We start from the raw sequence: 22,628 nt of genomic DNA, 5'->3' as shown, positions 1-22,628 counted from the left end.
ATCTTTCTCCTAAAACTATTTATCGGCTACCAATAAAATGCTGGGTTTGAAATGAATCAATCCACACTAGTACACCGTTTTGAAAACCTAACGTTTGCCCACCAATCCAACTAACTGGACGAACTCCGTCAATAAACTGAACTGTTTTACCAATCAACAAATCACGCACCGCACCTATAACCGGATTTGCCAATTGTTTTACATTTTGAATATTGGTTGCTTGACTTGATAAATCACGAGCTACAATCACAACACCAAAATTAACACTTACTGACTGCCGTGTTCCTGCAGGCTTATCGTTCGGTGTTTCTTTACCAAGCAGAACATAAGCACTTGGCGTTGGCGCACTGGTTAAATCTGTTAACTTGCTGTACTCAGCACTGGTACCAACAAACACTAAGTTTTTTTCTTGCAGTAATACCTTGAGTTTGTCAGCAATGACTGATACATCAAATGGTGCGCTACTCATCGTCCAAAATCCCGTAATGTGTTCATATCAAATACACGAACAGGGCCAGTTTGTTTCGGAACACCGCCTGCGACAGGCAAAGCATCATCAATACCAAGCGAATATTTCCCTTCAGCTACCATTTTTAGAAAGCCCAGAACTTGTTTGTAATCACGCACGATAGGATCGCTTTTTTCATCAGAAACACGATTGCGATGTAATTTGTAACGAACAATAATGCGTGCCCAATCAGTTAACAAACGAGGTACCTTAACTAAGGGTAGCCTGTGCCCACGTTGCCGTAAAAAGCCGTTTATCTCGGCTTGCGCATCAGCGATTGATTCATTAATGCGTGAGATTGCTCGATTTGCATTAATAACATCATCAGGTAACCAATTTGAAACATCACCACCATTAATAATGACTTCCAACAAATTAGCATCTACGGGCATTTCACCATCTTGAGCAACCAATTGCGATAGCTCAACGAGTCCTGGACGTTCGGATAAATTTAGCAATGTAATGTATGGAATATTCATCATCTTTACCCAAACCAACGATAAATTACCGTTGGTTGTTGTTCACATTATTAACTGTTTGCTGGAATAACATTTTCAAACAAATAGCCCGCATCTTTAGCCACAACTAGCTCTTTGACCGATTCACCGACTCGAACACGTTGCCCACCACGTAAACCAATATCAGGATCAACAATCGAACCCGAAACACGATCTTTAAATTGAGCTGTATAACCGAACGTCACACCACCTTTAGTATTTGCTAATTTATTGCGTACCGTGAATGATGCTTTATTGCCCCAAGCACGAAGTAATGCCGGCGATTTACCTGGTTTTGCACTATTTAAAAATGCATCACCGACATAAATGGCTTCTAACTCTAATAAGTCAGCTAAGAATCCGAGAGGAACTAAACCACTTTCACCGGCATTTCCATGATATGCTGAAACAATTTTTGGATGACGACGTAATATTGTGGCAACTCGACGTCCTAGTGTGCCGATATTTGGACGCTGAATCATTGCATCGAATGCATCCGTTATTAATGCTACTGGGTCACTATCAGGATTATTCCATTGCTGTGCAGAAGTTAATGTTTGTTTATTGCTGTAATTTGCACCATTAAATAGCAAATTTGCAGCTCGAACCTCACGATCTAACAAAATTAAATCAGTCGTGGCCTCAACGGCATGACCAAGTGGGTTATAGCCTGTAATGGCTGTATCAATATCATCTTGAGGGACAGGGCTATCGAGTCCCCAATCTTCAACTGAGCTTTCTTTTTCTTTGGCACTAAACTCAACTTGATTCGGTTGTGACGTCCTACCAACTTTGGTATTAGGCAAAGTAAATCGCTCTGAAAAATCAAATTCAAGCCATTTAAATGATGTGCTAGAAACAGGCACACGGGGCAAAACCTCATCGGCAATTAACTTATTATTACGGTAAGCGATAGCAATTGCAGTCAACTGCGGTTCAACGGGAAAAGGGCGTTGCATATAAAACTCCTATTTATTAAAACGTGTTTATTAAAGGTCATAGACCATTCATTAAATAAAAATTAAGCTTGTTTGCTTGGTGCAATCCAAATTGAGCATAACTCACCTTCATTACCATTTTCTTCAGCAAAACCAATAATAAAATCACCACTATTTGCTTTTTTCGCTCGACCATCGGCATTTGCTGTGATTGGATCACCAATCGCAATTGTTTCGCTATAAAAAACAGGCGCTAAACCGCTACGAATCACATCAAACACTTCACCATCACCACCACCGACAATTGTTGATACACCGATTAATAATGCGTTACCGTCAATCGCTGTTTTTGCTAGCCCATCTTCACTACCATGACAGACAATCACGCGTGGTTTGACTTCGCCTTCAGCGGTTTTTGCTACTGTTAATCCTGGAATATTCATATAAAAACCTTTTGGTTAAAATTAAAATGATGCTGATATTAATAATCAGCCTGTAATTAATGCTCTTATTTTTTAGCTTTGGTTACATGCGTAACTGCTTGGCTAATTGAAATTGTATTGCCTTTGTCTGCCTGTTCTTTTTGATAGGCTTTGGCTGCATCAGCAATGACTTTTGGATCTTGTTTATCAACGTTATCTTCATTATCACTAGCAGCTGATTTTTCAGCAAAGTTCATAAAAGCAGGACGTTCTGAAAGTACTTTTTTGATTAAATCAACTGGGGAACTGTTAACAGTTGCATCACCTTCAGCAAATGAAATTGGTTCACTACCCAACGCCATAAATACTTCAACAACTGTAGTTTTATGAGCAGGTAATAATTTTCCATCTTTAACTAATTCATCAGCAAAGGCAGCAAATTCCGCACGCTTGTTAGTTTGTTCTTTTTCTAGCAATGCTTGTTCACGTTTGGCTAGTTCAGCATTCTTAGCGTCAATTGTTGCTTGTTGTTCGGCAAAGCTAGCGTCTAAAGGTTGTGGCATTTTTTCTTTCTCCTTTTGTTTTCTGTCGGATATTGCACGCAATGATTCAAGGCGCCATTGCGGTAAAAATAAGTCAGCACTGGCAATGCCTTCTTTCTCAATCAAGAGGTCACGCAGGTTAGACAAAATTGAAATCAAATTCTCATCAAATTCTTCATCAGCCATAGAGAATTCAACAGCACCTTGCTCGCCGCCAGATTCGGCAAAACTAACATCAGGCAAACCTTTAATAGCAGGCGCTGCAGCACCTAAAAAACCAATGTGCCGCGCATAGTAATGACCGGGTTTAGGATTGCCTGGTGAGTCTGGTAAATAGATTGATAAAGAGCGTTTTTTATAACTGCCCGCATTATAGGCTTCAGCAAACTCGGGATTAATCTGATCTAACTTTGCATAAACTAAACCATCTTTTACTTCGAATGATTTTGCCCATGCGTAAGCCGGAGCTGTTAGTTTGGGATGGCCGATTACAGCAGGTGCTTCAGATAGCGTTGGATCATAGCTTTCAGCTAAATCAATACAGTTTTCTAAAGTAAAAGTGATTTTTCGACCATCTACCGCAGTATGCGTACCAGGTTTAAAAACGGGGATAAGTGCCATAAAAATGCTCCAATAAATTGATATAGAGCATCATGACTTATTTTGAGAAAAGGGTAATCTGAACGCGGGCAGATAATTTTTTAATGATTTGGAAAGGGGAACGGCAAAATAATAGAAGAAATATACACTAAAAACTTATTATAAAGCATTTACAACACGATTAAAGCGATTCGTAAATAAACTAATTAGCCTTTTTTAGTAAAGTGGCTTAAAACGCGTTATATTGCGTTTTAAGCAAAACCCAAGTGCTCACGCACAACATCGACCAATAGTAATTTATCTTGGGCGCTAATGCCAAGCCATGGTCTTGCTGGAATTACCACTTGCTTTACAGGACGTCCTCCCACATTTAATGCATTGCCCTTAACTGGTTTAATTGTACCGCCGAACTGATGGATAGCGCCATAAATTAAATTTGTACCGAATAACAAAGTATTACCTTCAATCTGCCAATGCAACGTACTTCTTAGATTACCATCTAGCGTTAAAATTTTATCTTTTTGTTTGGGTTTAGATTCTTGATACCACGGTGATAATGCTTGCCAAGGTATACCGTCTGGTGATTCTTGGGCATTAAAGCGTGCTTCATGAATATCTAATAACACTTCACCCATGTGTTCAAATAAACCAGACATATCATCTATGGCTGCTTCAATATGAAGCATAGCATCAAGCGCATCTTGTATATTAAACTCAATATTTACGCCAGTCATTTTTTCACCTATACTATTTCGAATGTAAGTAAGCAGCTTCTGCCAAAGCCTCAAATCCTTACTTATACACCTCAATTATGGCAGTGATTGAGGTTTATCGTTTAAACACTCGAACACCGACCCGAAGCTGTTCTAAATATTCAGGGTTATCAGGCGCAAATGTTGTTACACCTAGCCAACCATCATCACCCACTTCAAATACCGCTAGCATAGGCTTAATTTCACCATCAATCATAAAACGAGAAATGTAGCGCCGGCGCACTACAGATTTTTGTAGATGATCAAAGTATTCCATTCTCGTCCAAATTTCATCAGGCAGTTTTAACGAATCCGCAAGTAACAATAAAAATTGCTCACGACCACGTTTTGTAACTTTCAATTCACCCGTTTTGCTAACAGTGAAAAGCTGCTTACCGATTACTAATGCATCACCGGCTACATCTTTAAAAATAGCTGGCTTAGTTAACGTTGCGCCAAATTCATTTAAGAAAATATTGGCATAATCTTCTTCAGTTAAGCCTTTTTCTAACAGTCTATTTTTGCTTACTTCACGGATAGCTGGCCATTCATCAGTTGCTTTGCTTGATGGTAAACCTCGTTTTAAAGTTGGATCTGTATCTAATGGATTTGGTACAAAATTATCAAGTCTTGATTGCCCGGGAATATGTTCAAAACTAGGGTCAATTCCTTCAGGTACTCGAACTATTCTAGGATTACCGCTATTTTCCCCAATTACTCTATCAACCCAATTTATTGTTGGTGCTTTGTCAGGTTGGTGTTTTCCCATTCTTTTTAAATCACCTTTAGTTCGCCCACGAACACGACATTGACAACCATAGCCATTGGGTGGAAAGTGAGTATTCCACCAAGGATCATTAAAATCTAATACCAGATGATCCCAACTTTGATGAAGTTCTCTAGGGTGTTCAACATAATCACTATGCAAATATTCCATGTATGGAAACTTAGCATCACGTAATTGCTGGTAGCGTCCAGCTTGATAAGATGAATTTAAATTTGTTTCATAGATGATACGAGTACGCCAGTTAAAACCGCCGTTATAACTCCAACCATGACGTTCTACTATCTCAGCAAAGTCTTTACGGAACTCATCCAGTGTAGTACCTTGGCTAATTGCTTTATCAATAGCTGCACGAAAATCATTTAGTAATGCATTACGATTAGCACCCGCCACAACAAAGGCATAATCATGCTCATTATTGTAGATATCTACATAGCTGTTTGTGGGCACATTTGCTTTACGTCTGAAGAATTCGATTTGCTCTTTAAATGGCAACGAGCCATATGCGACATTAACCATTTTTGCTATCCTCAAGTAGTTCTGTGCGACCTGCTAAATTAGCTGCTGTTAATGCTTCAGCCATGACCTTTGCATATTTATCTAATTGCATATCTGGAATTAGCTCAAATAACTTATCACGTAATTCTTCTAATGATTGAACATTATCAACCAGTTCTTTAATTTGATTAATCCATTGGTCGGTAATAGGTTGCATCTCGGTATTTAAACGATTTGATTGCAACACTGGTGCAAAGTTATTCGGTTGCTGTTCGGCAAAATCAACGTTTTTTAAAGATTGCGCATCAATCGGCTCTGCTAGTTGCGGTTTTTCTTCCCATTCACCACCATAAGTATCCTGTACATGCGAAAGAGTTGGACGGAAACCAGTGGATTCAATAATATTTTTATCACGTTCTGACATTGATTTTAAATCTTCTGGTTCATCAAAAATACGTGAAACTTGAGGAACAGCAGCACCGGGAAAATTCATCTGTGTAAACCATGTACCAGGTCCTCGATTCCAGCTTTCACACATTACATCAGAATCTGATTTTGCAATTGATGTTAGTACCGCAGCTTGGAGTGATTCATCACCACCGATTGAGCTTGATGCGCCACCAGATGAGGTAATTTGTCCGACTGTTACACGCCGGATAGCTTCGTTCATTGAGTCATAGAATGCTTTGTAATCACCTGCACCTGATCGTGCTATTTGCAATAAATCTAATGTCATACTCTCAGGAATAATAATGCCTGAATCGGTTTGAATAGCACGAGTTAATGACAATAGATCACGTTTCTGTTCAGGTGTTGCACCTGTGCCATATTTACCTACCGCAGTTGGCATGCCGAATTTTTCCAGAAAAATTAGCCAGAACTTAATATCATTGCGTTTAAAAAAGCTTGGCCAGTAAAGCCAGTGAGCAAGTCCAAGTCCATACGGTTCATCATCATGATCGGCACCTGTGGCATAATGCCAAAAGTACGGTGCATCACAAGCAACACCTTCATGCATATTATTGGGCGTTAATAAGCGCAGTTCACCCATTGGAGTAAACCGAAAACGACGCCGATCACGAACTTTGATATCATTAATCCAATATAGATTATCTTTGATGCCATAAATTAACTCCGCCACAGCATAACCGTAAAAAACACCGTAGTGCATTAACTTAGTTACACGGTCAAATCCCACCGACTTCAGTAACTCACTCATAGCTTCAGCCGCTTCGGTATCAATTGGTTTATCTCCACCTGGTTCGACTTTCCATTCGCGAGAGATTACTGCATCTTGGCGCTGAGTAAATGCTGATTTAACTTCATCGTCGTTTAAAACCTCTTTGTAAATATCTAAACGACCGCCCCCACGATTGCGAAGAACACTATCGTCAGGTTGAGCTAGTGCTCCTACATACAATTTAGTAATATCATTATTTTCACCAGTACCGGCTACTTCACGGCCAGTTTCAACGCTTGGCTTTTTACCTTTAAACCAGTTCAACATTAAATAAATCCTCCAAAGTCGTTACCGCCACGTACCGTGCCAAAGCCTGTATCAGTTGTTTCCAGTTCTGAGCTGCCCGAATATTGATTCAATGAACGGTAAGAATCACGATATCCAAGTGACTGATATTCAATTTCATACCTATCTTGACTAGCAGCATTAATTGCAAGAAAGGCAGCCCAAGTTCGATCAGCATGACCATTACTATCAGAATCAGCAACAAAACGCGGTTGCCCCGTTGCTCCAGTCACTTTTTTCAACTTATGCAAATCGGCACGAAGGGCATTATTGCCAGCGGGAATACGAAGTTTTTTATCTTGAAATGATTGTTTACCTTGTGTTGCTAATGTTAATTTATTGGGAGCGGTAAATAGCACACCTTCAACGACCATTTCACCATAGCGCCGTTTAGCATCCTCCACCGGCTTTTCACCCATACCTGTTTGGTCCATACAGATACGAATAACACGATAACGTCTAAAAACATCATCAAGCAGTAAATCTTGTTCGGCAAAAGAGAGTCGCTTTCTCTCAATAATTTCACGAGTCCAAAAAACATCGCCCACTTGTTCAATGACCCAAATAACAAATAGGTCATTACGTGTAGCAATATCAACGCCAACAAAACAAGGATTGCCTGTATAGTGTTCAGGGACTCCTGCTTTTTCATCTTCAGCGCTAGTAATTAAATCAAAATCTAGCCAGCTACTCGCTTCATCTAACCACTTAAGTTCGAACTCTTGCGCCCATAAATCGTCGTCACCGGCACCTCGTCGCAACTCTTCAATATTACGCGGTAAACCATCTGCCACACATTGATAAATATCAGCAGTATGACGTGACCAACCATCATCTTTACCTGTCATCAGCTCATAAAACTTATTGCCTTTGCCATTTGGTGTGCTGATCACACGCAGTTTTAAATCGGGCTTTGAGATAACAGGGAACAATGCTTTCCAAATTGCCCGGCTATCTTGGTGAAAGGCAAATTCATCAAGTAAAACACTAGCACTAAAACCACGAGCGGTGTCTGGATTGGCAGGTAAAGCAGTAATTTTACTACCACCGGGTAATTCAACTTCTAACGCTCGAATATTGGCATCCCAATCATAATCGAGTTCTTTAAAACCTGCGGACATTGCACGCAGATGAACTTTAATCCCCTCATTCATGGCTTCGCGTGCTTGACGTTCACCACGTGATAAAATAACCCAACGCGCACGTTTCCCCTGAGCTTCAGCTCGCAAACAGTCGAGCACAATTTGTAATGTGCTAGTAAACGTTTTACCACATTGGCGAGAGAACATAGCAATAGCAAAACGGCTAGTGTCGTTTACCCACTGTTTTTGATAGTCATAGAGTTTTAAGGCTGGTTCATTTTTTACTGTCATAAGTCATACGCCGCTTTAATTACTTTCGCTAACATCTCAGCTGGTACTTCGCCTGTTTTTTCTAGCTCATCCAGTTTTTCTTTTTGCTCACGCAATAACTTTTCACGTGCTGCTTTTTCGATTTCCTGCCGCTCTTTAAAACTTAATTGACGGGCTTGCATGGCTTCTTTAGCGGCTTTCGCTAAAAAACTAATTTCCTTGATAGTGATATCTTCTGATTCATGCGCCTTAAATGCAGCACGCGTTGCCAGCGTTGTAACAGCCTGAGCAAGTAGTGCCCCTGATTTATCATCAACACTATCACCAAGTTCATCAACCAAAATACGTGATGCTGTTTCAATTTCACGTAAGCTATTGGTCATTTCATTAAAACCTTTTTGATAGCGGTGAAGACTAGAACGGCTTGGCGTATCAGTACTTGGGAATTTTTGTTGCAGCTCTGCAATCATTTCATCAAGAGTAAGTTGATCTGCTCGTAATAGTTTTTCAATGTATGAACGAACTTCGGGTTCTAATTTGTGGATCGTTGATTTACGTCCCATAATTACGCTCCTGCGCTTGGACGTTTTACACCAGGCACAACAACTTTACCGGTAGCCACATCAGCACCAAAATCGGTTAAACGAGCAACAATAACACTACCGATTGTTTCGGTTTTAATTAAGTCTTGTTGTCCAAGCCAACTTAAATGGGTTTTAACTTGATCACGACTAATAGCGTGGCCATAGTGATCTAACGCACTATAGATAATACTAGAATTACTGCTATAACTTGGCATTTCATATAAGATACGCAAAATAACCAAACGTTGATCTTCTTTTAAAAATTCAGCGTAGCTCATAATTCCTCACTTGTTCTTTAATAAAAATTGGTTAATGTTATCTAATTGACGAGATAATCCTGAAAGCCGATCAGATAGCTGATTTAAAGTAGCTTCATTGCTACTTAGTTTTTCAATCAATTTGGTTACCTGATGCTGAGTTGGTAATGACTTAACAGTCTCTTCAACTTGTGTTACTCGAATACGTAAGTCTAGTAGCTCTTTTTGGCTAGCCGATTGACGTCCAATTAACCATGAGTAAACGCCAACCACCGCCATCACAGCCCATTGCAGGAACTGCCAATTAAAGGTAAGTTCATTAAAATTCATCGTTTATTCCTTTTTTCTTCCAATGCTGCACATTCAAGACATAAATCAGTAACGACTAACTTTCGACGTTCTTCAGCTATAGGCTCTTCACAGATTCGACAATACAGACTTGATACTCCTGTCTTTGCTTGATGTTTTGCTAGTATTCGTTCCCGTGCTTCCATTTCAACATTTGATGCTAAATCAGCGTTATCCATTATTTACCTCGTTGATATATTTTAATAGTTCAATAAATCGACCTGAGCACTGCCCATATTGGTCATAAAGCTGTTTTAAGACTTCAGCTAAACCATCAGCGGTATTATTTCGTCGTTTTACGGGTAATTCGCATGGTACCGTCAGTTGTGCTGGTAAAACCATGGGTTGTTGCTTGTGCGGCATTTGCACGGGCTGAGTCGATGAACCGCAAGACACTATCATCAAACACGCAATGAGTGCGATCATTAGCCGTTTTGTTAAGTGCATCTTGTAATGCTTGAGTTGATTGTTCATCATATAATTTCCTTTCTGCTATCTGCTGTGACAATGAATAACTTGCATCATTAGCAGTTTTAGTTAGTTGCTTTGTACTCTCAATAAATTGGCTTAAAGTATTCATTGCTTGTTTTGCTTCTAAAGCAATATATTCTTGTTTAGCCATTGATTTGCCATGACTGATACCTAATTGGTAAAGTGAACCAAAACCAACAATCAAAAATATTCCCAACAAAAAATAACTTTTATTGTTCACAAAAAAGCTTTTGATTAATTTGCATATATTTTTAATCATCACAAACTCCTAAACCCCAATTTTCAGCTATGTAAACAGGTTGCCAACGGTAGATAATGCGAATCGGATAATCACGGTTTTCTTTAAAATTAATGCTTTTACGACCGCCATTAATATTTTCAACAACGCCCCAGTAATGTGTTGCATCTTGGTATTCTCGTTTTGCTCGCTGACGATCACGATTCACCCAACCCAAACCACCGTTATAAGCTGATAAAACAAATCCCCAGTGGTCACAATCACTAGCCACTTCATTTACACGTTGATATAACCAATAATCATATTGAACTAAGGCACGCAGTGCCCAAGATGGGTTGTACGGTTCATTACTACCCAATGATTTAGGGTAAGCCCCTGCAATCCAATCAGCCGTAGTTGGCATAAATTGAGCTAATCCTTGAGCACCCACATGTGATTTTGTGTTTACTTTCCATCGAGATTCCTGATGAATTTGAGCTGCAAACAACGCAATTGGCGCATCAAGACCAAAAATTGCTCGTGCATTACGTGTCAGTTCCCGTTGATGTTGCTTAGCATCATTTGGTACAACTGCTATCGCAGGCGCTAAATGACAACTAAACAGCATAAATACAATAAGTAAGGTTAAGTAACGCATGGCTATAATCCAAGTGTTACACCAAAAATCACAGCTGAAACAATCAACGCCCGACGAATCAGAACAACCGCAAACAGGGTTCGATACTCATCAAGAACAGGGTATTCCGCACACATTTTGGAATCCATTGCCTCGGGGTGTTCATTGTTTTCTAAAGACTCAATATATTGCTTGGTGTAAAAATCAGGACCAAACTCTTTCCAATCGTTATATAAATAACCTCCAGGAGATGCATAAGGGAAAAGCGCACGGTCAAGGTGATAACCAACAACAGCAGAAAGTAAAACAAGAGATAGTTTATAAGCTACAACAGGCAACTGTTGAGGTGATAGTAGCGTAATAATTGCAAATAAAGTAATGGCGACTAAATACCATTTAAACAGACGAATTTGGGATAATTTTTTGATAGGGTGTTCCATAAAAAACCTCATAATTAATTGAATTAATGTATGAGGTTATTATGATCTTACTTACTTGAAATGTAATTTGAACGGGGGCAGATTAATTTACTGATTGTTTACCTATAGCTTCAATTAGCTCGGTTATAAACGGTTCTAACAATGTGAAACCAATTAAAAAGGCATAAATTAAAGATGCACCGATAATACACCATAAAAATATTATTAAACGACTTTGGTATTTTATCTGGTTCTCAATAGTATCATGATTAAGTTTCCATAAATCATTTTTCAAATTTTTAGGTAACTTATTCTCAAATAACTTAACTTCCTTCTCAATATCACCTAATAGTTTAGATTGATTGAAAAGCACGATGCCACATAATGATGCATAGACAATAAGGGACAAAATACTGACCCAATGTATGTCTAATTTAGCAAAATTAAATACTGCTGTTGCGACTGGAAGACCCAATATCTGAGTAACCGATTTACTTAATGCTTCATTAATTCGAGTGATGAACTTTGCACCACGCTCTTCAATTTTTTTCACAAATTTGCTGTAAGAAAAATCTTCTAAATAAAGTTCATACTGAATAACTGTTTGATGATTAATATTAACAACATTTTCCAGTAAATGACAAATATCGTGCTTATTTGAGCCTTCTTTTTCGGTCAAATAGTCAGTAACAGCAACGGAGAAAGCATTTTTCTTAGCATGGAAATGCTCTTTTTCAATATTACCATCAAACCATGAGCATAGCTCTGTGATTGCTTTAATTTTCTTTTCATCTAATTTTTTTAATAAATTAATGAAATCGACTGCATTTTGTGGCTTTAATGAAAGTTCAAAAGGTTTTTGATTAAAAAATACTATAACAGTATCTGATTTAGAATAAAACAACCCATTAACTTTATCTTTTCCTTTTAATAACTGCAATAATTCAATTATTTTTTCTAAATTTTGTGAATTTATGCTGGTATTTTTTTTACTAAATACTAACCATTGATGCTCTACTATTGTCTCAAGGTTTAAATTATCCCACCATTTAGTTTTATTTTCGAAATAGTGTTCATAACTGGCATATCCAAACCCATCTTGAAGAATTGGTTTTAATGTAAACCCAACGTTTTCACCAATGGTGATATCTGTTTTATTAAGCTGAAATTGATCACTATGGTTATCATTCCACGTCAGTAAATTAGTAATATCATTTTGATTTTTAGGCGTAACAAATCCTGTAAGCTCTTTTTTGCTTACCTTCATCTCCGTTACTAAACTAAAAAATTCATTCAACATTACTGTACTAAAGCCTTATAGCGTGTGGTTAATTCGGTATATTCATCATCACTAATTTTAATTTGAAGGTATTTATCTTCTTCAATGGTAACCGCTTTAATAGACTCGCCTATTTCTGATTTCGTTCCTTTAATTGTAATACCTTTTTCGGCCAATGATAAATCAAATTTTTCATAACGCTGTAATTTTTGTCCATCCACTCGAAAAGAAGAGTCTAATACTATATTATTTGTTTGACGGTATTCATTAAATTTAGGTTTATCATTTAAACCATGTGTTGTAAGTGCTGTGTCTAGTAGCTTATCAATATCTTCTTCTATGTGAACTGGTTCACCTTGATCTAGTTTGGTTCGCATTAATGTTGTAATATCTGTTTCAACCTTATGGCGAGTTTTTAAGTCATCAAAAGTTGATTCAGTGTAATTCATTACACTTTGCAATAGCAAATTTGTTGTTTTACCGTTATCAATTTGTTCACTGACAGGTACAAACTCTTGGATATACTCTGGTAGTTTGCTACTGCCACGTTGGATCCATTGAATATAGTTATCTTGTGGTGGGTCATTTGGATTTGCATGATGCAGTGCCATCTGAACTAGATTGATTTTAAGTCCTACTTTTAACGCATCATTATCTATAACGCTAGTATTAGAAAATTCACCGTTTGTATTGATATTGATATATTTATTTAAGCTAATTAATGAGAGTAATAAGTAATCTGTGTTACTGCGATCTCGATAGAATATCATTGGCACGTATTCGCCAGTCGTCGCACTTTTCTTAGTGACAAAATGGAATAATCCTTTTGCTATTTCTTTGGATAATAGAAGGTAATCAATTTGGTCGTTAGTAGAAAAATAATCATCTGCTAATGCCTTAGAAAGAGTATTTTGAATACCAAAACCACCACTAATAGAACTATTGCGTCCTGATTTTTGTAGCTGTTGTTCTGCATATTCAACAAAATTTTTTAAATGCTCATTATTTGAATGCAATGCTTCTTGTAGTTGTAACGTTGCAGCTGAACCCTTTGTATTTTGTTCTTTTTTTATTTGGTGGATAATACCAGCTTGAATTGTGTATGCCATTCCCATTTCCTCTAGTTTAACTAAATTTTATTTTATATTCTTTTATAAAGATGTTTCTTTCCATATTACCTCTGTCTAATTTTCTCCCAAACACTGATACTGATAAGTAACTTTAAACTGATTACATCCTAAAAAATCACCCTAAAAACAAGAGCGTTGACCAGCATCAAATGCTTTACAGTTTTTTTTATATTATAAATTAATCATCAATAATCTTCATTTTCTCAATAACTTCAAATCTATCTGTGTTTGTTAAATGGCTAACTTCTTCAACACCACCTTGGGATAAAAGTAATCCACTTATTTCAGATGGATTTTTGTAGATTGCAAATTCATATTCTTTATAACCAGTAAAAGCACCATACCCATTTTTAGCATTAATAAATACAATATAAACAGTTACATCATGACCATCTATTTCTCCTTGCATATAGCTTTTAAATATATATTGCGCACTATCTGGATCTTTCAGTTTACCCATCATATAGTTTTTTATTTTTTTCTCATATTCAGGATGAGAATTGCAACCAACTAATAAAAAAACACTAAATACAATTGAAATCCAAAATAACCATAAATTTTTCATCTTTAATCCTTAAAAAATAATCGCACCCAAAATAAAACCCACGGCAAATATTGCTAACGTGGGTTTTATTTGAGTTCTGAATAAAGTTATTGTTTGGTTATATAAATTTTGATTATTTAATTTCTCTAAATTAGAAAGTTCTTCAACATAATTTAATACATTTTGTAACTGCATTTTATTAAGCCGTTTTAAATCTGAAGTACAAAATTGCCGCTTACTGTAATGATTCATCTTATCTTTTAATTCATCTTTGTCATTAATTTCACAAAGAATCAAATGGATAAGCATTTTGCAAGATGCTTTTTCTTTAGCTGCTTCAAATTCATCAGTTAAAAATTTATCAGCAATAGGAAATTGTGAAACAGTTATTTCATTAATACTACAAACACCAAGATTAGCGTGTAGTTTAAGCCATAGTTCTGGTGCCGTTAACTCCCCGTAGTTTTCAATATCAGAAATTAAATTATTAAGGGATTTTCGTTGAGCGGGAACCAACGGGCGAGTATCTAACTCATCATCATTACTTGACGTAATATTATAAATATCTCTACCAGCTATTTGTTCTGCCGTATTATCCTGAAGTCTAACCGTCACTTTGTTTTCCGCCTCCTAGTTGTATAAATATTTCCACCAGCAATTTGACCTTCACCTCGAATTGTATTATTCGAAATATTAACCCCTGCCTGCTGAGCCGTTCCTGCCGTTAGTGCACCTAAGGCTGCCGCTTTAATAGATAATGGAGCATTTCTATACATGTTTAGTAATTCATATTCATCAGCATTAATTTCATTTTCTTGTGACTTATGACCTGTCAATATATATTGAATATTAGCTCCAGAAATGGCAAGAGAAGCGAGCACTTCACCGCCTGGGACAGCAATGCCACGCTCATATTTACCCCACATTTCTCTTGAAATACCACACGTATCGGCAATATCACCTTGAGATAATCTTAGTCTTTTCCTTTCTTCTTTTAATCTTAACACACATTGAGAATTAAAGTTCATAAAATAACCTTGACAAAGAGAACTAAAGTTCTCATAATATAACACATAAATTACACATTTATTCGTAACACAAAGGAGCACAACATGAATACTAAAGTTCTTACTCCCGAGCAAGTAAAACAGCAGTTTCGTCAAAAAGGGCTAACATTTACCCAATGGGCACATGATAACGGTTATCACCCAGTCGATGTTTATCGTGTCACAAATGGTTTTACCAAAGCAAGCCGAGGCAAAATGCACGAAATAGCTGTAAAACTTGGCCTAAAACAAGCCTATTAATGCCGATTGTAACAGTTTTTCACATATAGAAAAAGGGCGAAAGACATGCATAAATCACAAATTTCAACGTCTGGCACTCGAATACTTAAAGTACTAAAAGCGCTTAAAGGTTATACGTTAACGGGTTTATCTAACGGCGATATCGCAAAGATGATTAATGAATCACCTGTTAATGTAACGCGTTCACTTCAAACACTAATCGAGGAAGGGCTAGTAATTAAGTTAGATAATGGTTTGTTTGCTCATAGTGTGCAAATGTTGCAAATAGCCCAAGCACATGCAATTCACATCACTAAAATGCAAGACCAAATAACAGAAATCAATCAGCGTATTACGGCTGGTTCAAGAGGATAAATAAAATGGCAAGACAAGCAAACAAAGCAAAAAACGAAATTGAACTACCTGCAATTGATGAGCAAGGGATTAATGACGTAATGAATACTATGACTACGATTCAAAGTGAATATAGCGAGGATCGTGACCTAGTTAACCAACTTTTAGGTCAGGCTCAAATGGCTGATGCTTTTGCTAAATTTTCCCTAACAGTTAGGACTTCTAAATTAAATTTTGTTAAAGAAAACAAACTATATCGTAATTTGAAAGGTAAAAAAAGTCCTAACGGTTATGACTTTTTAACAGGAACTTGGGAAGAATTTTGTAATTTATTAGGTATATCTGTACAGAAGGCTGATTTAGATATTCAAAATTTAAAAGAATTCGGAGAAGAGGCTCTTGAAAGTATGTCTCAAATGGGCATTGGCTATCGAGAATTACGCCAATACCGTAAGTTACCCGAAGACCAAAAAACGGCACTGATTGAAGTTGCTAAAGCTGGAGATAAAGAGGCATTAGTTGAATTGGCAGAAGAATTTATCGCTAAAAATGCTAAAGAAAAAGAGCTGCTCAAAAAAGAAAATAGTAATTTGCAAGCTGACTACAAAGCATTAAGCAAACGTAATGCCGATGTAGCGAAAGAAAAGGAAGAATTAGCAATAAAATTGGCTCAATTCGAAATGAAAACAGTGCCACTTGATGAGCGTTTAGAACCATTTAAAAAACAAATAGCAGAAACGCAATCACGTATTGATGAGCTACTAGAACAACAACGGCAATACGTTGCATTAGCCGATAAGCTACAAAAAGAAATCATGGAAAATGATCCAGATTATGATCCTGAACAACCATATTCATTACCAGAGTCATTAAGAGCAACACTAACAATATTGCAACAATCATTAAAGCTAACGTCATCACAAAGTAAATTAATTTACAACGATTTCTGGGTGAATTTTAGTGATGATATCTTGCCAGAATTTAGTGAAACATTAATAGATAATTGATTTGGTTGGGTAAAAATATGATTGCGCCGAATATTCGTGAGTATCTAAATAATGTTGCTATCAAATTGGATAATGTCGGTCACGGTCAACGTGGACCAATATTGGATGAAGCACAAGCATTTTTAGGCTATTCAAGACAAACCATTTATAGGCTATTAAAGCAAGTTTGTGGCTGGTCTAGTGAGCGCAAAGCTAGAACAGATAAAGGAAAAATGACAGTTTCAAGTGAATCACTTTTAGCATTAGCAACAATGAGTCGCGAATCAGTGCGAGATAATGGCAAGCAAACAATGTTTACCACCACTGCACGTGGCATATTGGAACAAAATGGGCATGAAATTAATGTCAGCAATGCGACGCTTAATCGTTTAATGAGACAAAGGAAGCTAAATGTAAAAGCGCAACAAGTAGCAAATCCTGTACAGTCGTTACGCGCATTACATCCGAATCATGTTCACGAAATTGATCCGTCATTATGCTTGATTTATTACATGAAAAATAAACAGCATATTATGCGCGAACGTGATTTTTATAAAAACAAGTTAAAAAACTACGCAAAAGTTAAATACAAAGTCTGGCGTTATACTTTGTATGACAGAGCATCAGGCATGATTATACCTTGGTACGTTGAAGCTGCAGGCGAAAACCAACACTCATTATTCCAGTTTTTAATGTTTGCTTGGGGTAAGCAAGATGGGCGTTTATTTCATGGTGTACCAAAGCTATTGTATTGGGATAAAGGTTCGGCTAATACATCATCAGCAATCAAGAACTTGCTAGACCATTTAGAAGTTAAATATCTAGAACACGAAGCAGGTAATGCAAGAGCTAAAGGTGGCGTTGAAAATGCCAATAATATCATCGAAACACAATTTGAAAGTCGTTTAAAGTTTCAACCTGTCAGCAGTATTGATGAGTTAAATCATGCAGCAATGAACTGGGCGGAGGCATATAACGCTAATCGCTTACCTGGGCAAGATACACGCCTACGTCGTATAGGGTTATCAGAACCTGTATCACGTCAATCACTTTGGCAACATATTACGGCAGAACAATTACGCACATTGCCATCAATAGAAGTTTGCCAAGCCCTTATGGCAAGTCGTGAGCAAGAGCGACAAGTGAAAGCTGATTTAACCATTAGTTTCAAACATCCACAATCAGAATCATCATTAGTCTATAGTTTAAACGGCTTAGATGGTATTGCGGTTAAAGATAAAGTCAGTGTGCGTTCATTAGTTTACGGTGATTGTGCTATTCAAATTGAAGCACCTCGTTATGACGGTGAAGCACTGATTTATCGTATTGAGCCAGATCGCAATTTTGATAAGTTTGGACAACGTTTAGATGCACCTGTAATTGGCGAGGAATATAAATCTAAAGGTAATACAGAAATTGAACAAGCAGCAAAAGCGATGGATCAAGTGGCATACCCAAATATGACCGAAGATGAAATCAAAAAAGCGAAGCAAAAACAAGTTGCGCCGTTCGGCGGTCAGCTCAATACACTCAGTTATCTAGATGATATTAATCATCCTGCTTACTTTGAACAAAAAGGCAATGAAATTGAGACACCGGAACATTTAAAGCCGGCAACCACAACATTAACGTTAACCGCAGCTTTAATGCGTATTACAAGTTCAATCGGTCGCAGATTAACAACTGATGAAAATAAGTGGCTATCGGCTCGTTATCAAGATGGTGTACCGGAAGATTCGTTAGATTCACTAATTCGTACATTTACAACACCTGTTGCAGTTGGTAACGGTACGACAGGGTTTAGGAGTGTTAAATAATGCTGAAATTAAAAAGCGTAATGACGCAATTCAATATCAAACAGGCGCAACTCGCCAAGCATATTGATTACAAAGGCAATTCAATCAGCCAAGCAGTAATTAGCCAGCTTGTTAATCACAATATTTGGCCACGCTCTATTAAGCGTGAAGAACTAGAGCAGAAGATTGAAAAGGCATTAATAAAATTAGGTTTAAGCAATGATTATTTACTAAATATTTTTGAAGAAGAAACTGACACAGCCGAAATCTTGGCGGACGACGCTGTGCCAGTTGACTCAAATGAAAAACACTTAACAAAGGAGTCAGCCTATATGTTACTACGAAAACAAACTATAAATCGAGATGCGCGGGCACATTTCCGCATTCCTCGGGATCCATTTACGGATGAAATGACCGAAGATGCCGACGTTTATCTATCCGATGATATTCGTTACGTTCGTGCAGCAATGCGTCAAACGGCAAAGCATGGCGGAATGCTAGCAGTAATTGGCGAATCAGGTAGCGGTAAATCAACACTGCGCCATGATTTAATTGATTGGATCAATATTAATCATGAACCAATAACAGTTATCGAACCGTATGTATTAGGGTTGGAAGATAACGAAATCAAAGGTAAATCACTTAAAAGTATGGATATTAGTGGTGCAATCATCAATGCGATTGATCCACAAGCAAAACCAAAACGTAGTGCTGAAGCACGAGCAAGGCAAATGCATACTTTACTTAAAAATAGCGCATTATCAGGTCGTAAACATTTAATGATTATTGAAGAAGCGCATGGTTTATCAATTCATACGCTTAAGCATTTAAAACGCTTTTATGAGCTACAAGAAGGCTTTAAAAAACTGCTATCAATTATTTTAATTGGCCAAACAGAATTACAAACAAAACTATCAGAATACAATCCTGAAGTTCGTGAAGTGGTTCAGCGTTGTGAAGTTGTGAACTTAAAACCACTGGATTTTAAAGTTGAAGAATATATCAAGCATAAATTTTCACGTATTGATATGGACTATACAACGTTATTTGATTCATCTGCATTTAATGAAATCATCAGTCGGTTACGTGTTGCAACAACACGTCGAGGTGAAAAGCAAGTGCGTTCATTATGTTATCCATTAGCAGTAAATAACCTTGTTTCTAACGCATTAAATCTAGCTGCACGAATAGGCGCACAGCAAGTTACAGGTGAAGCGATTGTTGAATGTATTAAAGATCGGGGTGATATGTGATGGATAAGAAAACAACAAATACATTTAAAGTTAGATGGAATTTTGAATTGGAAATGGTTGTTGAAATAGATCATTCAATAATGACCAAAGAAGAACTAGTCGAAATAAATAACTTCTGGATAGATGCAGATGATTTTCTAAATGAGTGTGATGGAAATGTATTACATGCAGTATTAAAACGATTAGCCAAATTTTGTTTCTGGTTAAACACTTGTGAAGATTACGGTACAGATTATCTCATCGAACAGTTTGACTATGAAAAAGAAGGTAAAGGTCATGAAGGTTGGCCCAAAATGGATGGTTCTATGGGCATAAAAATTCTTAGTTGTGATTCTCTAGAATTTCATGAAAGTAACATGTTTATCATCGATGAGGACAAGAATAATGACAAATAATCAACTTATTAATGATAGCTTAAATGCTGTCAATAAAGCAGTTAAAACTTTATCAGATGAAGCGTTGACGGTGATTGGTTTTTATCATGATTCACTTTCAAAGCCAACTATTGAAATTGAGCATCACCCTAAGTGCAATAAATATATAGATGCTGGTCAAGCAACGTATTATCGACACGAAGGGCACTATCGATTTGGGCAGTTTGAATTAAATGGCTGTCGAGTTATATGGAAAGAACGTGATATTAGTCGCTTGCATTAATCGAATAGGAGCTATAGAAATGATAAAGACTAAAAAACGTATTAAAGCTACCGCATCAATCTATGTTGTGCAATCTAAAGAACAAGCATCAGAAGCTATTAAATATTTGGGCGATATACAGCGTGAATTAATCCGATTAGAAACTGAAATGAACGACAAAATCGCAGATATTACAGAAAGTTATTCATCAAGTATTGAAGTGTTAAAAAAGAAGGCAACAGAAATACAAAAAGGTATCCAAATTTGGTGCGAAGCAAACCGTGATGTTTTAACAAACAATGGTAAAGTTAAATCAGCCAATTTAGTTACTGGTGAAGTGCAATGGCGTAACCGCCCACCGTCGTGTGTTATTCGTGGTTTAGAAACGGTTATAGAAACACTAAAAAAACTAAAACTGGAACGATTTATTCGTACAAAAGAAGAAGTTAATAAAGAAGCTATTTTGAATGAACCAAACGTTGTCGCTCATGTGCCGGGTATTACCATTAAAAAAGATGTAGAAGATTTTGCGATAGTACCTTTTGAACAGGAGGTTATCTAATCATGCAAACACAAGATTTTTATATTCTGCATCAATTTATATTAAGCCAGACAGCTAATTTTATAGTTCACTGTAAAGAGTATGGTTTATCTGAGTTTGAAGTGGATCGCATCATCGACGAACTAGAGGAATTAGCAAATGGCTAAATTCTCTAGCCCTAAGCGTTATATGCCCGACCATTATATTTCAATCAGTCATGAACATTCATTTATGCGTGAAGTAACAGGTCAGGGCTATATTGATGGAAAGCTGTACGATGAACTTTATGCTGAATATGTAAAATTAAAATCAGCTAAAACATTAAAACAGCGTTTTGTTAGTTTTTTAAGGTGTTTTTATGACAAATAATAATGAAAAGTATATTGAAAAAATCAAAAAACTTTTAGCGTTAGCAAAATCAACAAATCCACATGAAGCCGCTATTGCTATGAATCAAGCCATCAAATTGATGGTAAAACATAATATCAGTAATAAAGATGTGGAATTATCTGAAATTGAGGAACATGTGTCAAAACATGCCCCTTCAAATGCAGAGAAACCACCAAGATATTTTTCAATATTAGTAAGTATCATTTCAAGCGCATTTGGAGTGCGAGCTTATTTTACTTGGGAAAACAATAAACGGAAGGTTTCATTTTATGGACTAAGGGAACGACCACAATTAGCCGCTTATACCTTTGACGTTTTAAGTGTTCAATTAGTTAAAGCTCGGAAAGAATTCTTATCGCAACAAAATGGTAATTGTAAAAAAATCACTAAAATCAACCGAGCTGATGCGTTCTGTGTTGGCTGGGTTAATGGTGTTTATCAATTAATTGAAGATTTTGCAATGACTGATGAGGAACTAAATCTATTAGCTGAATATAGAAAGACAAAAGATTTATCACCAGCTAAGGTTAGAGATGCTAAAAAGTGTAATGGTTCAGACTCTTCACAATTTATTGGTTACTTACAAGGTAAAACCGCTCAATTGAATCATGGTGTATCAAGTTCAGGTTATTCTCCATCACTAATAGGGGTTAAATAGATGAAATCTAAATATATCAAACTGATCCATATTGCAAAATCTCAACTTAATCTTGATGACGATACCTATCGTCATCTATTACTGAATATAACTAAAAAAACTAGCACCAAGGATATGACTGTTTGGGAACTGGAAAAAATTCTAAATAACCTTAAATCAAAAGGTTTTAAAGTTAAATCATCAAAAAAAACGGGGAAGATAACTGCTACAGAACCTGTTCATAAAAAAATACGTTCATTATGGCTAGAACTAGCTGATGCAGGTGAAGTAAAAAACCGCTCAGAAAAAGCTATCAATTCATATGTAAAACGTATTACTGGTGTTGAAGTGATGGATTGGCTTACCAAAAAACAAGCAATGGTTGTAATTGAAAGCCTAAAAAGTTGGCAAGCACGCATATAAA

At 36.8% G+C, this 22,628-nt stretch carries 34 protein-coding genes; 12 read left to right on the top strand and 22 right to left on the bottom strand.

The features are described 5' to 3' along the window. Positions 1 to 19: 19 nt before the first annotated feature. The 22 genes from ACYH9I_RS00660 to ACYH9I_RS00555 form a co-directional block, all read right to left on the bottom strand. Positions 20 to 469 carry a phage tail terminator protein gene (locus ACYH9I_RS00660; RefSeq protein WP_483558110.1) on the bottom strand — a complete coding sequence of 150 codons (450 nt, stop codon included), beginning with the start codon at positions 467 to 469 and terminating at the stop codon, positions 20 to 22. After that, the gene (locus tag ACYH9I_RS00655; protein WP_483558108.1) at positions 466 to 987 is read right to left on the bottom strand and encodes a gp436 family protein; all 522 of its coding nucleotides are present in this window, start codon (positions 985 to 987) and stop codon (positions 466 to 468) included. The genes ACYH9I_RS00660 and ACYH9I_RS00655 overlap by 4 nt, the downstream gene beginning before the upstream one ends. A 50-nt stretch (positions 988 to 1,037) precedes the next feature. Further along, a complete protein-coding gene (locus ACYH9I_RS00650) occupies positions 1,038 to 1,964 on the bottom strand; it encodes a phage capsid protein (protein WP_483558106.1) in 927 nt (308 codons plus the stop codon). A 62-nt stretch (positions 1,965 to 2,026) separates the two neighbouring features. Further along, positions 2,027 to 2,386 (bottom strand): DUF2190 domain-containing protein, encoded by a 360-nt coding sequence (locus tag ACYH9I_RS00645; RefSeq protein WP_483558104.1) that lies wholly within the window; start codon positions 2,384 to 2,386, stop codon positions 2,027 to 2,029. Between the two features lie 65 nt (positions 2,387 to 2,451). Further along, positions 2,452 to 3,528, bottom strand: coding sequence for a peptidase (locus tag ACYH9I_RS00640; protein ID WP_483558102.1), 1,077 nt, complete (start codon positions 3,526 to 3,528; stop codon positions 2,452 to 2,454). Between the two features lie 230 nt (positions 3,529 to 3,758). Continuing rightward, entirely contained in the window at positions 3,759 to 4,241 is a 483-nt protein-coding gene (locus tag ACYH9I_RS00635) for a phage virion morphogenesis protein (RefSeq protein WP_483558101.1), read from the bottom strand. A 94-nt stretch (positions 4,242 to 4,335) separates the two neighbouring features. Continuing rightward, on the bottom strand, positions 4,336 to 5,562 hold the full coding sequence (locus tag ACYH9I_RS00630; RefSeq protein ID WP_483558099.1) for a PBECR2 nuclease fold domain-containing protein: 1,227 nt from the start codon (positions 5,560 to 5,562) through the stop codon (positions 4,336 to 4,338). Then, complete coding sequence (locus tag ACYH9I_RS00625) at positions 5,555 to 7,048, bottom strand: DUF935 domain-containing protein (protein ID WP_483558098.1); 1,494 nt, start codon at positions 7,046 to 7,048, stop codon at positions 5,555 to 5,557. Before ACYH9I_RS00625 ends, ACYH9I_RS00630 begins: the two co-directional genes overlap by 8 nt. Continuing rightward, positions 7,048 to 8,439, bottom strand: a complete 1,392-nt coding sequence (locus tag ACYH9I_RS00620; protein ID WP_483558096.1) for a terminase large subunit domain-containing protein — start codon at positions 8,437 to 8,439, stop codon at positions 7,048 to 7,050. The genes ACYH9I_RS00625 and ACYH9I_RS00620 overlap by 1 nt, the downstream gene beginning before the upstream one ends. Further along, positions 8,436 to 8,981, bottom strand: coding sequence for a phage protein Gp27 family protein (locus tag ACYH9I_RS00615; RefSeq protein ID WP_160424330.1), 546 nt, complete (start codon positions 8,979 to 8,981; stop codon positions 8,436 to 8,438). The genes ACYH9I_RS00620 and ACYH9I_RS00615 overlap by 4 nt, the downstream gene beginning before the upstream one ends. 2 nt (positions 8,982 to 8,983) lie before the next feature. Further along, positions 8,984 to 9,280 carry a VpaChn25_0724 family phage protein gene (locus ACYH9I_RS00610; RefSeq protein ID WP_065588008.1) on the bottom strand — a complete coding sequence of 99 codons (297 nt, stop codon included), beginning with the start codon at positions 9,278 to 9,280 and terminating at the stop codon, positions 8,984 to 8,986. Positions 9,281 to 9,286: 6 nt separating this feature from the next. Continuing rightward, positions 9,287 to 9,589, bottom strand: a complete 303-nt coding sequence (locus ACYH9I_RS00605) for a DUF2730 family protein (RefSeq protein ID WP_065574282.1) — start codon at positions 9,587 to 9,589, stop codon at positions 9,287 to 9,289. Further along, positions 9,586 to 9,786 carry a TraR/DksA C4-type zinc finger protein gene (locus ACYH9I_RS00600; protein WP_483558093.1) on the bottom strand — a complete coding sequence of 67 codons (201 nt, stop codon included), beginning with the start codon at positions 9,784 to 9,786 and terminating at the stop codon, positions 9,586 to 9,588. Before ACYH9I_RS00600 ends, ACYH9I_RS00605 begins: the two co-directional genes overlap by 4 nt. After that, the gene (locus ACYH9I_RS00595; protein WP_483558091.1) at positions 9,779 to 9,949 is read right to left on the bottom strand and encodes a hypothetical protein; all 171 of its coding nucleotides are present in this window, start codon (positions 9,947 to 9,949) and stop codon (positions 9,779 to 9,781) included. Before ACYH9I_RS00595 ends, ACYH9I_RS00600 begins: the two co-directional genes overlap by 8 nt. After that, positions 9,891 to 10,358: a hypothetical protein gene (locus ACYH9I_RS00590; protein WP_483558089.1), complete on the bottom strand. Its 468-nt coding sequence runs from the start codon at positions 10,356 to 10,358 to the stop codon at positions 9,891 to 9,893. Before ACYH9I_RS00590 ends, ACYH9I_RS00595 begins: the two co-directional genes overlap by 59 nt. Beyond that, a complete protein-coding gene (locus ACYH9I_RS00585) occupies positions 10,351 to 10,974 on the bottom strand; it encodes a transglycosylase SLT domain-containing protein (protein ID WP_483558087.1) in 624 nt (207 codons plus the stop codon). Before ACYH9I_RS00585 ends, ACYH9I_RS00590 begins: the two co-directional genes overlap by 8 nt. Positions 10,975 to 10,976: 2 nt before the next feature. Beyond that, positions 10,977 to 11,393 (bottom strand): putative holin, encoded by a 417-nt coding sequence (locus ACYH9I_RS00580; RefSeq protein ID WP_483558085.1) that lies wholly within the window; start codon positions 11,391 to 11,393, stop codon positions 10,977 to 10,979. Positions 11,394 to 11,475: 82 nt separating this feature from the next. Beyond that, complete coding sequence (locus tag ACYH9I_RS00575; RefSeq protein WP_483558083.1) at positions 11,476 to 12,672, bottom strand: hypothetical protein; 1,197 nt, start codon at positions 12,670 to 12,672, stop codon at positions 11,476 to 11,478. Continuing rightward, positions 12,672 to 13,760, bottom strand: coding sequence for a nucleoid-associated protein (locus ACYH9I_RS00570; protein WP_483558082.1), 1,089 nt, complete (start codon positions 13,758 to 13,760; stop codon positions 12,672 to 12,674). Before ACYH9I_RS00570 ends, ACYH9I_RS00575 begins: the two co-directional genes overlap by 1 nt. Positions 13,761 to 13,959: 199 nt before the next feature. Next, positions 13,960 to 14,346: a hypothetical protein gene (locus ACYH9I_RS00565; protein ID WP_483558081.1), complete on the bottom strand. Its 387-nt coding sequence runs from the start codon at positions 14,344 to 14,346 to the stop codon at positions 13,960 to 13,962. Positions 14,347 to 14,355: 9 nt separating this feature from the next. Then, a complete protein-coding gene (locus tag ACYH9I_RS00560) occupies positions 14,356 to 14,940 on the bottom strand; it encodes a hypothetical protein (RefSeq protein WP_483558079.1) in 585 nt (194 codons plus the stop codon). After that, positions 14,937 to 15,353, bottom strand: a complete 417-nt coding sequence (locus ACYH9I_RS00555; RefSeq protein WP_267355308.1) for a helix-turn-helix domain-containing protein — start codon at positions 15,351 to 15,353, stop codon at positions 14,937 to 14,939. The genes ACYH9I_RS00560 and ACYH9I_RS00555 overlap by 4 nt, the downstream gene beginning before the upstream one ends. Positions 15,354 to 15,437: 84 nt before the next feature. On the opposite strand from ACYH9I_RS00555, the gene ACYH9I_RS00550 reads away from it, so the two are divergent. The 12 genes from ACYH9I_RS00550 to ACYH9I_RS00495 are packed head-to-tail and all read left to right on the top strand — an operon-like array spanning position 15,438 to position 22,627. Then, the gene (locus ACYH9I_RS00550) at positions 15,438 to 15,632 is read left to right on the top strand and encodes a DNA-binding protein (protein WP_267355307.1); all 195 of its coding nucleotides are present in this window, start codon (positions 15,438 to 15,440) and stop codon (positions 15,630 to 15,632) included. A gap of 45 nt (positions 15,633 to 15,677) precedes the next feature. Further along, positions 15,678 to 15,986 (top strand): helix-turn-helix domain-containing protein, encoded by a 309-nt coding sequence (locus tag ACYH9I_RS00545; protein ID WP_483558077.1) that lies wholly within the window; start codon positions 15,678 to 15,680, stop codon positions 15,984 to 15,986. A gap of 5 nt (positions 15,987 to 15,991) precedes the next feature. Beyond that, positions 15,992 to 16,972: a hypothetical protein gene (locus ACYH9I_RS00540; protein ID WP_483558076.1), complete on the top strand. Its 981-nt coding sequence runs from the start codon at positions 15,992 to 15,994 to the stop codon at positions 16,970 to 16,972. A 17-nt stretch (positions 16,973 to 16,989) separates the two neighbouring features. Continuing rightward, positions 16,990 to 18,768 carry a transposase family protein gene (locus ACYH9I_RS00535; RefSeq protein ID WP_483558074.1) on the top strand — a complete coding sequence of 593 codons (1,779 nt, stop codon included), beginning with the start codon at positions 16,990 to 16,992 and terminating at the stop codon, positions 18,766 to 18,768. Beyond that, positions 18,768 to 20,000: an ExeA family protein gene (locus ACYH9I_RS00530; RefSeq protein ID WP_483558073.1), complete on the top strand. Its 1,233-nt coding sequence runs from the start codon at positions 18,768 to 18,770 to the stop codon at positions 19,998 to 20,000. The genes ACYH9I_RS00535 and ACYH9I_RS00530 overlap by 1 nt, the downstream gene beginning before the upstream one ends. Continuing rightward, positions 20,000 to 20,395, top strand: coding sequence for a DUF2528 family protein (locus ACYH9I_RS00525; protein ID WP_483558071.1), 396 nt, complete (start codon positions 20,000 to 20,002; stop codon positions 20,393 to 20,395). The genes ACYH9I_RS00530 and ACYH9I_RS00525 overlap by 1 nt, the downstream gene beginning before the upstream one ends. Next, positions 20,385 to 20,657, top strand: coding sequence for a hypothetical protein (locus ACYH9I_RS00520; RefSeq protein WP_483558069.1), 273 nt, complete (start codon positions 20,385 to 20,387; stop codon positions 20,655 to 20,657). Before ACYH9I_RS00525 ends, ACYH9I_RS00520 begins: the two co-directional genes overlap by 11 nt. A gap of 19 nt (positions 20,658 to 20,676) precedes the next feature. After that, a complete protein-coding gene (locus tag ACYH9I_RS00515) occupies positions 20,677 to 21,198 on the top strand; it encodes a host-nuclease inhibitor Gam family protein (protein WP_267341767.1) in 522 nt (173 codons plus the stop codon). Positions 21,199 to 21,200: 2 nt separating this feature from the next. Continuing rightward, positions 21,201 to 21,344, top strand: coding sequence for a hypothetical protein (locus ACYH9I_RS00510; RefSeq protein ID WP_483558067.1), 144 nt, complete (start codon positions 21,201 to 21,203; stop codon positions 21,342 to 21,344). After that, the gene (locus ACYH9I_RS00505) at positions 21,337 to 21,546 is read left to right on the top strand and encodes a hypothetical protein (RefSeq protein ID WP_483558066.1); all 210 of its coding nucleotides are present in this window, start codon (positions 21,337 to 21,339) and stop codon (positions 21,544 to 21,546) included. The genes ACYH9I_RS00510 and ACYH9I_RS00505 overlap by 8 nt, the downstream gene beginning before the upstream one ends. After that, on the top strand, positions 21,536 to 22,225 hold the full coding sequence (locus ACYH9I_RS00500) for a DUF2786 domain-containing protein (RefSeq protein ID WP_483558064.1): 690 nt from the start codon (positions 21,536 to 21,538) through the stop codon (positions 22,223 to 22,225). The genes ACYH9I_RS00505 and ACYH9I_RS00500 overlap by 11 nt, the downstream gene beginning before the upstream one ends. Continuing rightward, the gene (locus ACYH9I_RS00495; RefSeq protein ID WP_483558062.1) at positions 22,226 to 22,627 is read left to right on the top strand and encodes a gp16 family protein; all 402 of its coding nucleotides are present in this window, start codon (positions 22,226 to 22,228) and stop codon (positions 22,625 to 22,627) included. Position 22,628: the final 1 nt, after the last annotated feature.

It is taken from the genome of Gilliamella sp. X-23, from assembly GCF_057063545.1.
The sequence above is the reverse complement of the archived record's forward strand: the minus strand, read 5'-3'. Positions and strand labels throughout refer to the sequence as shown.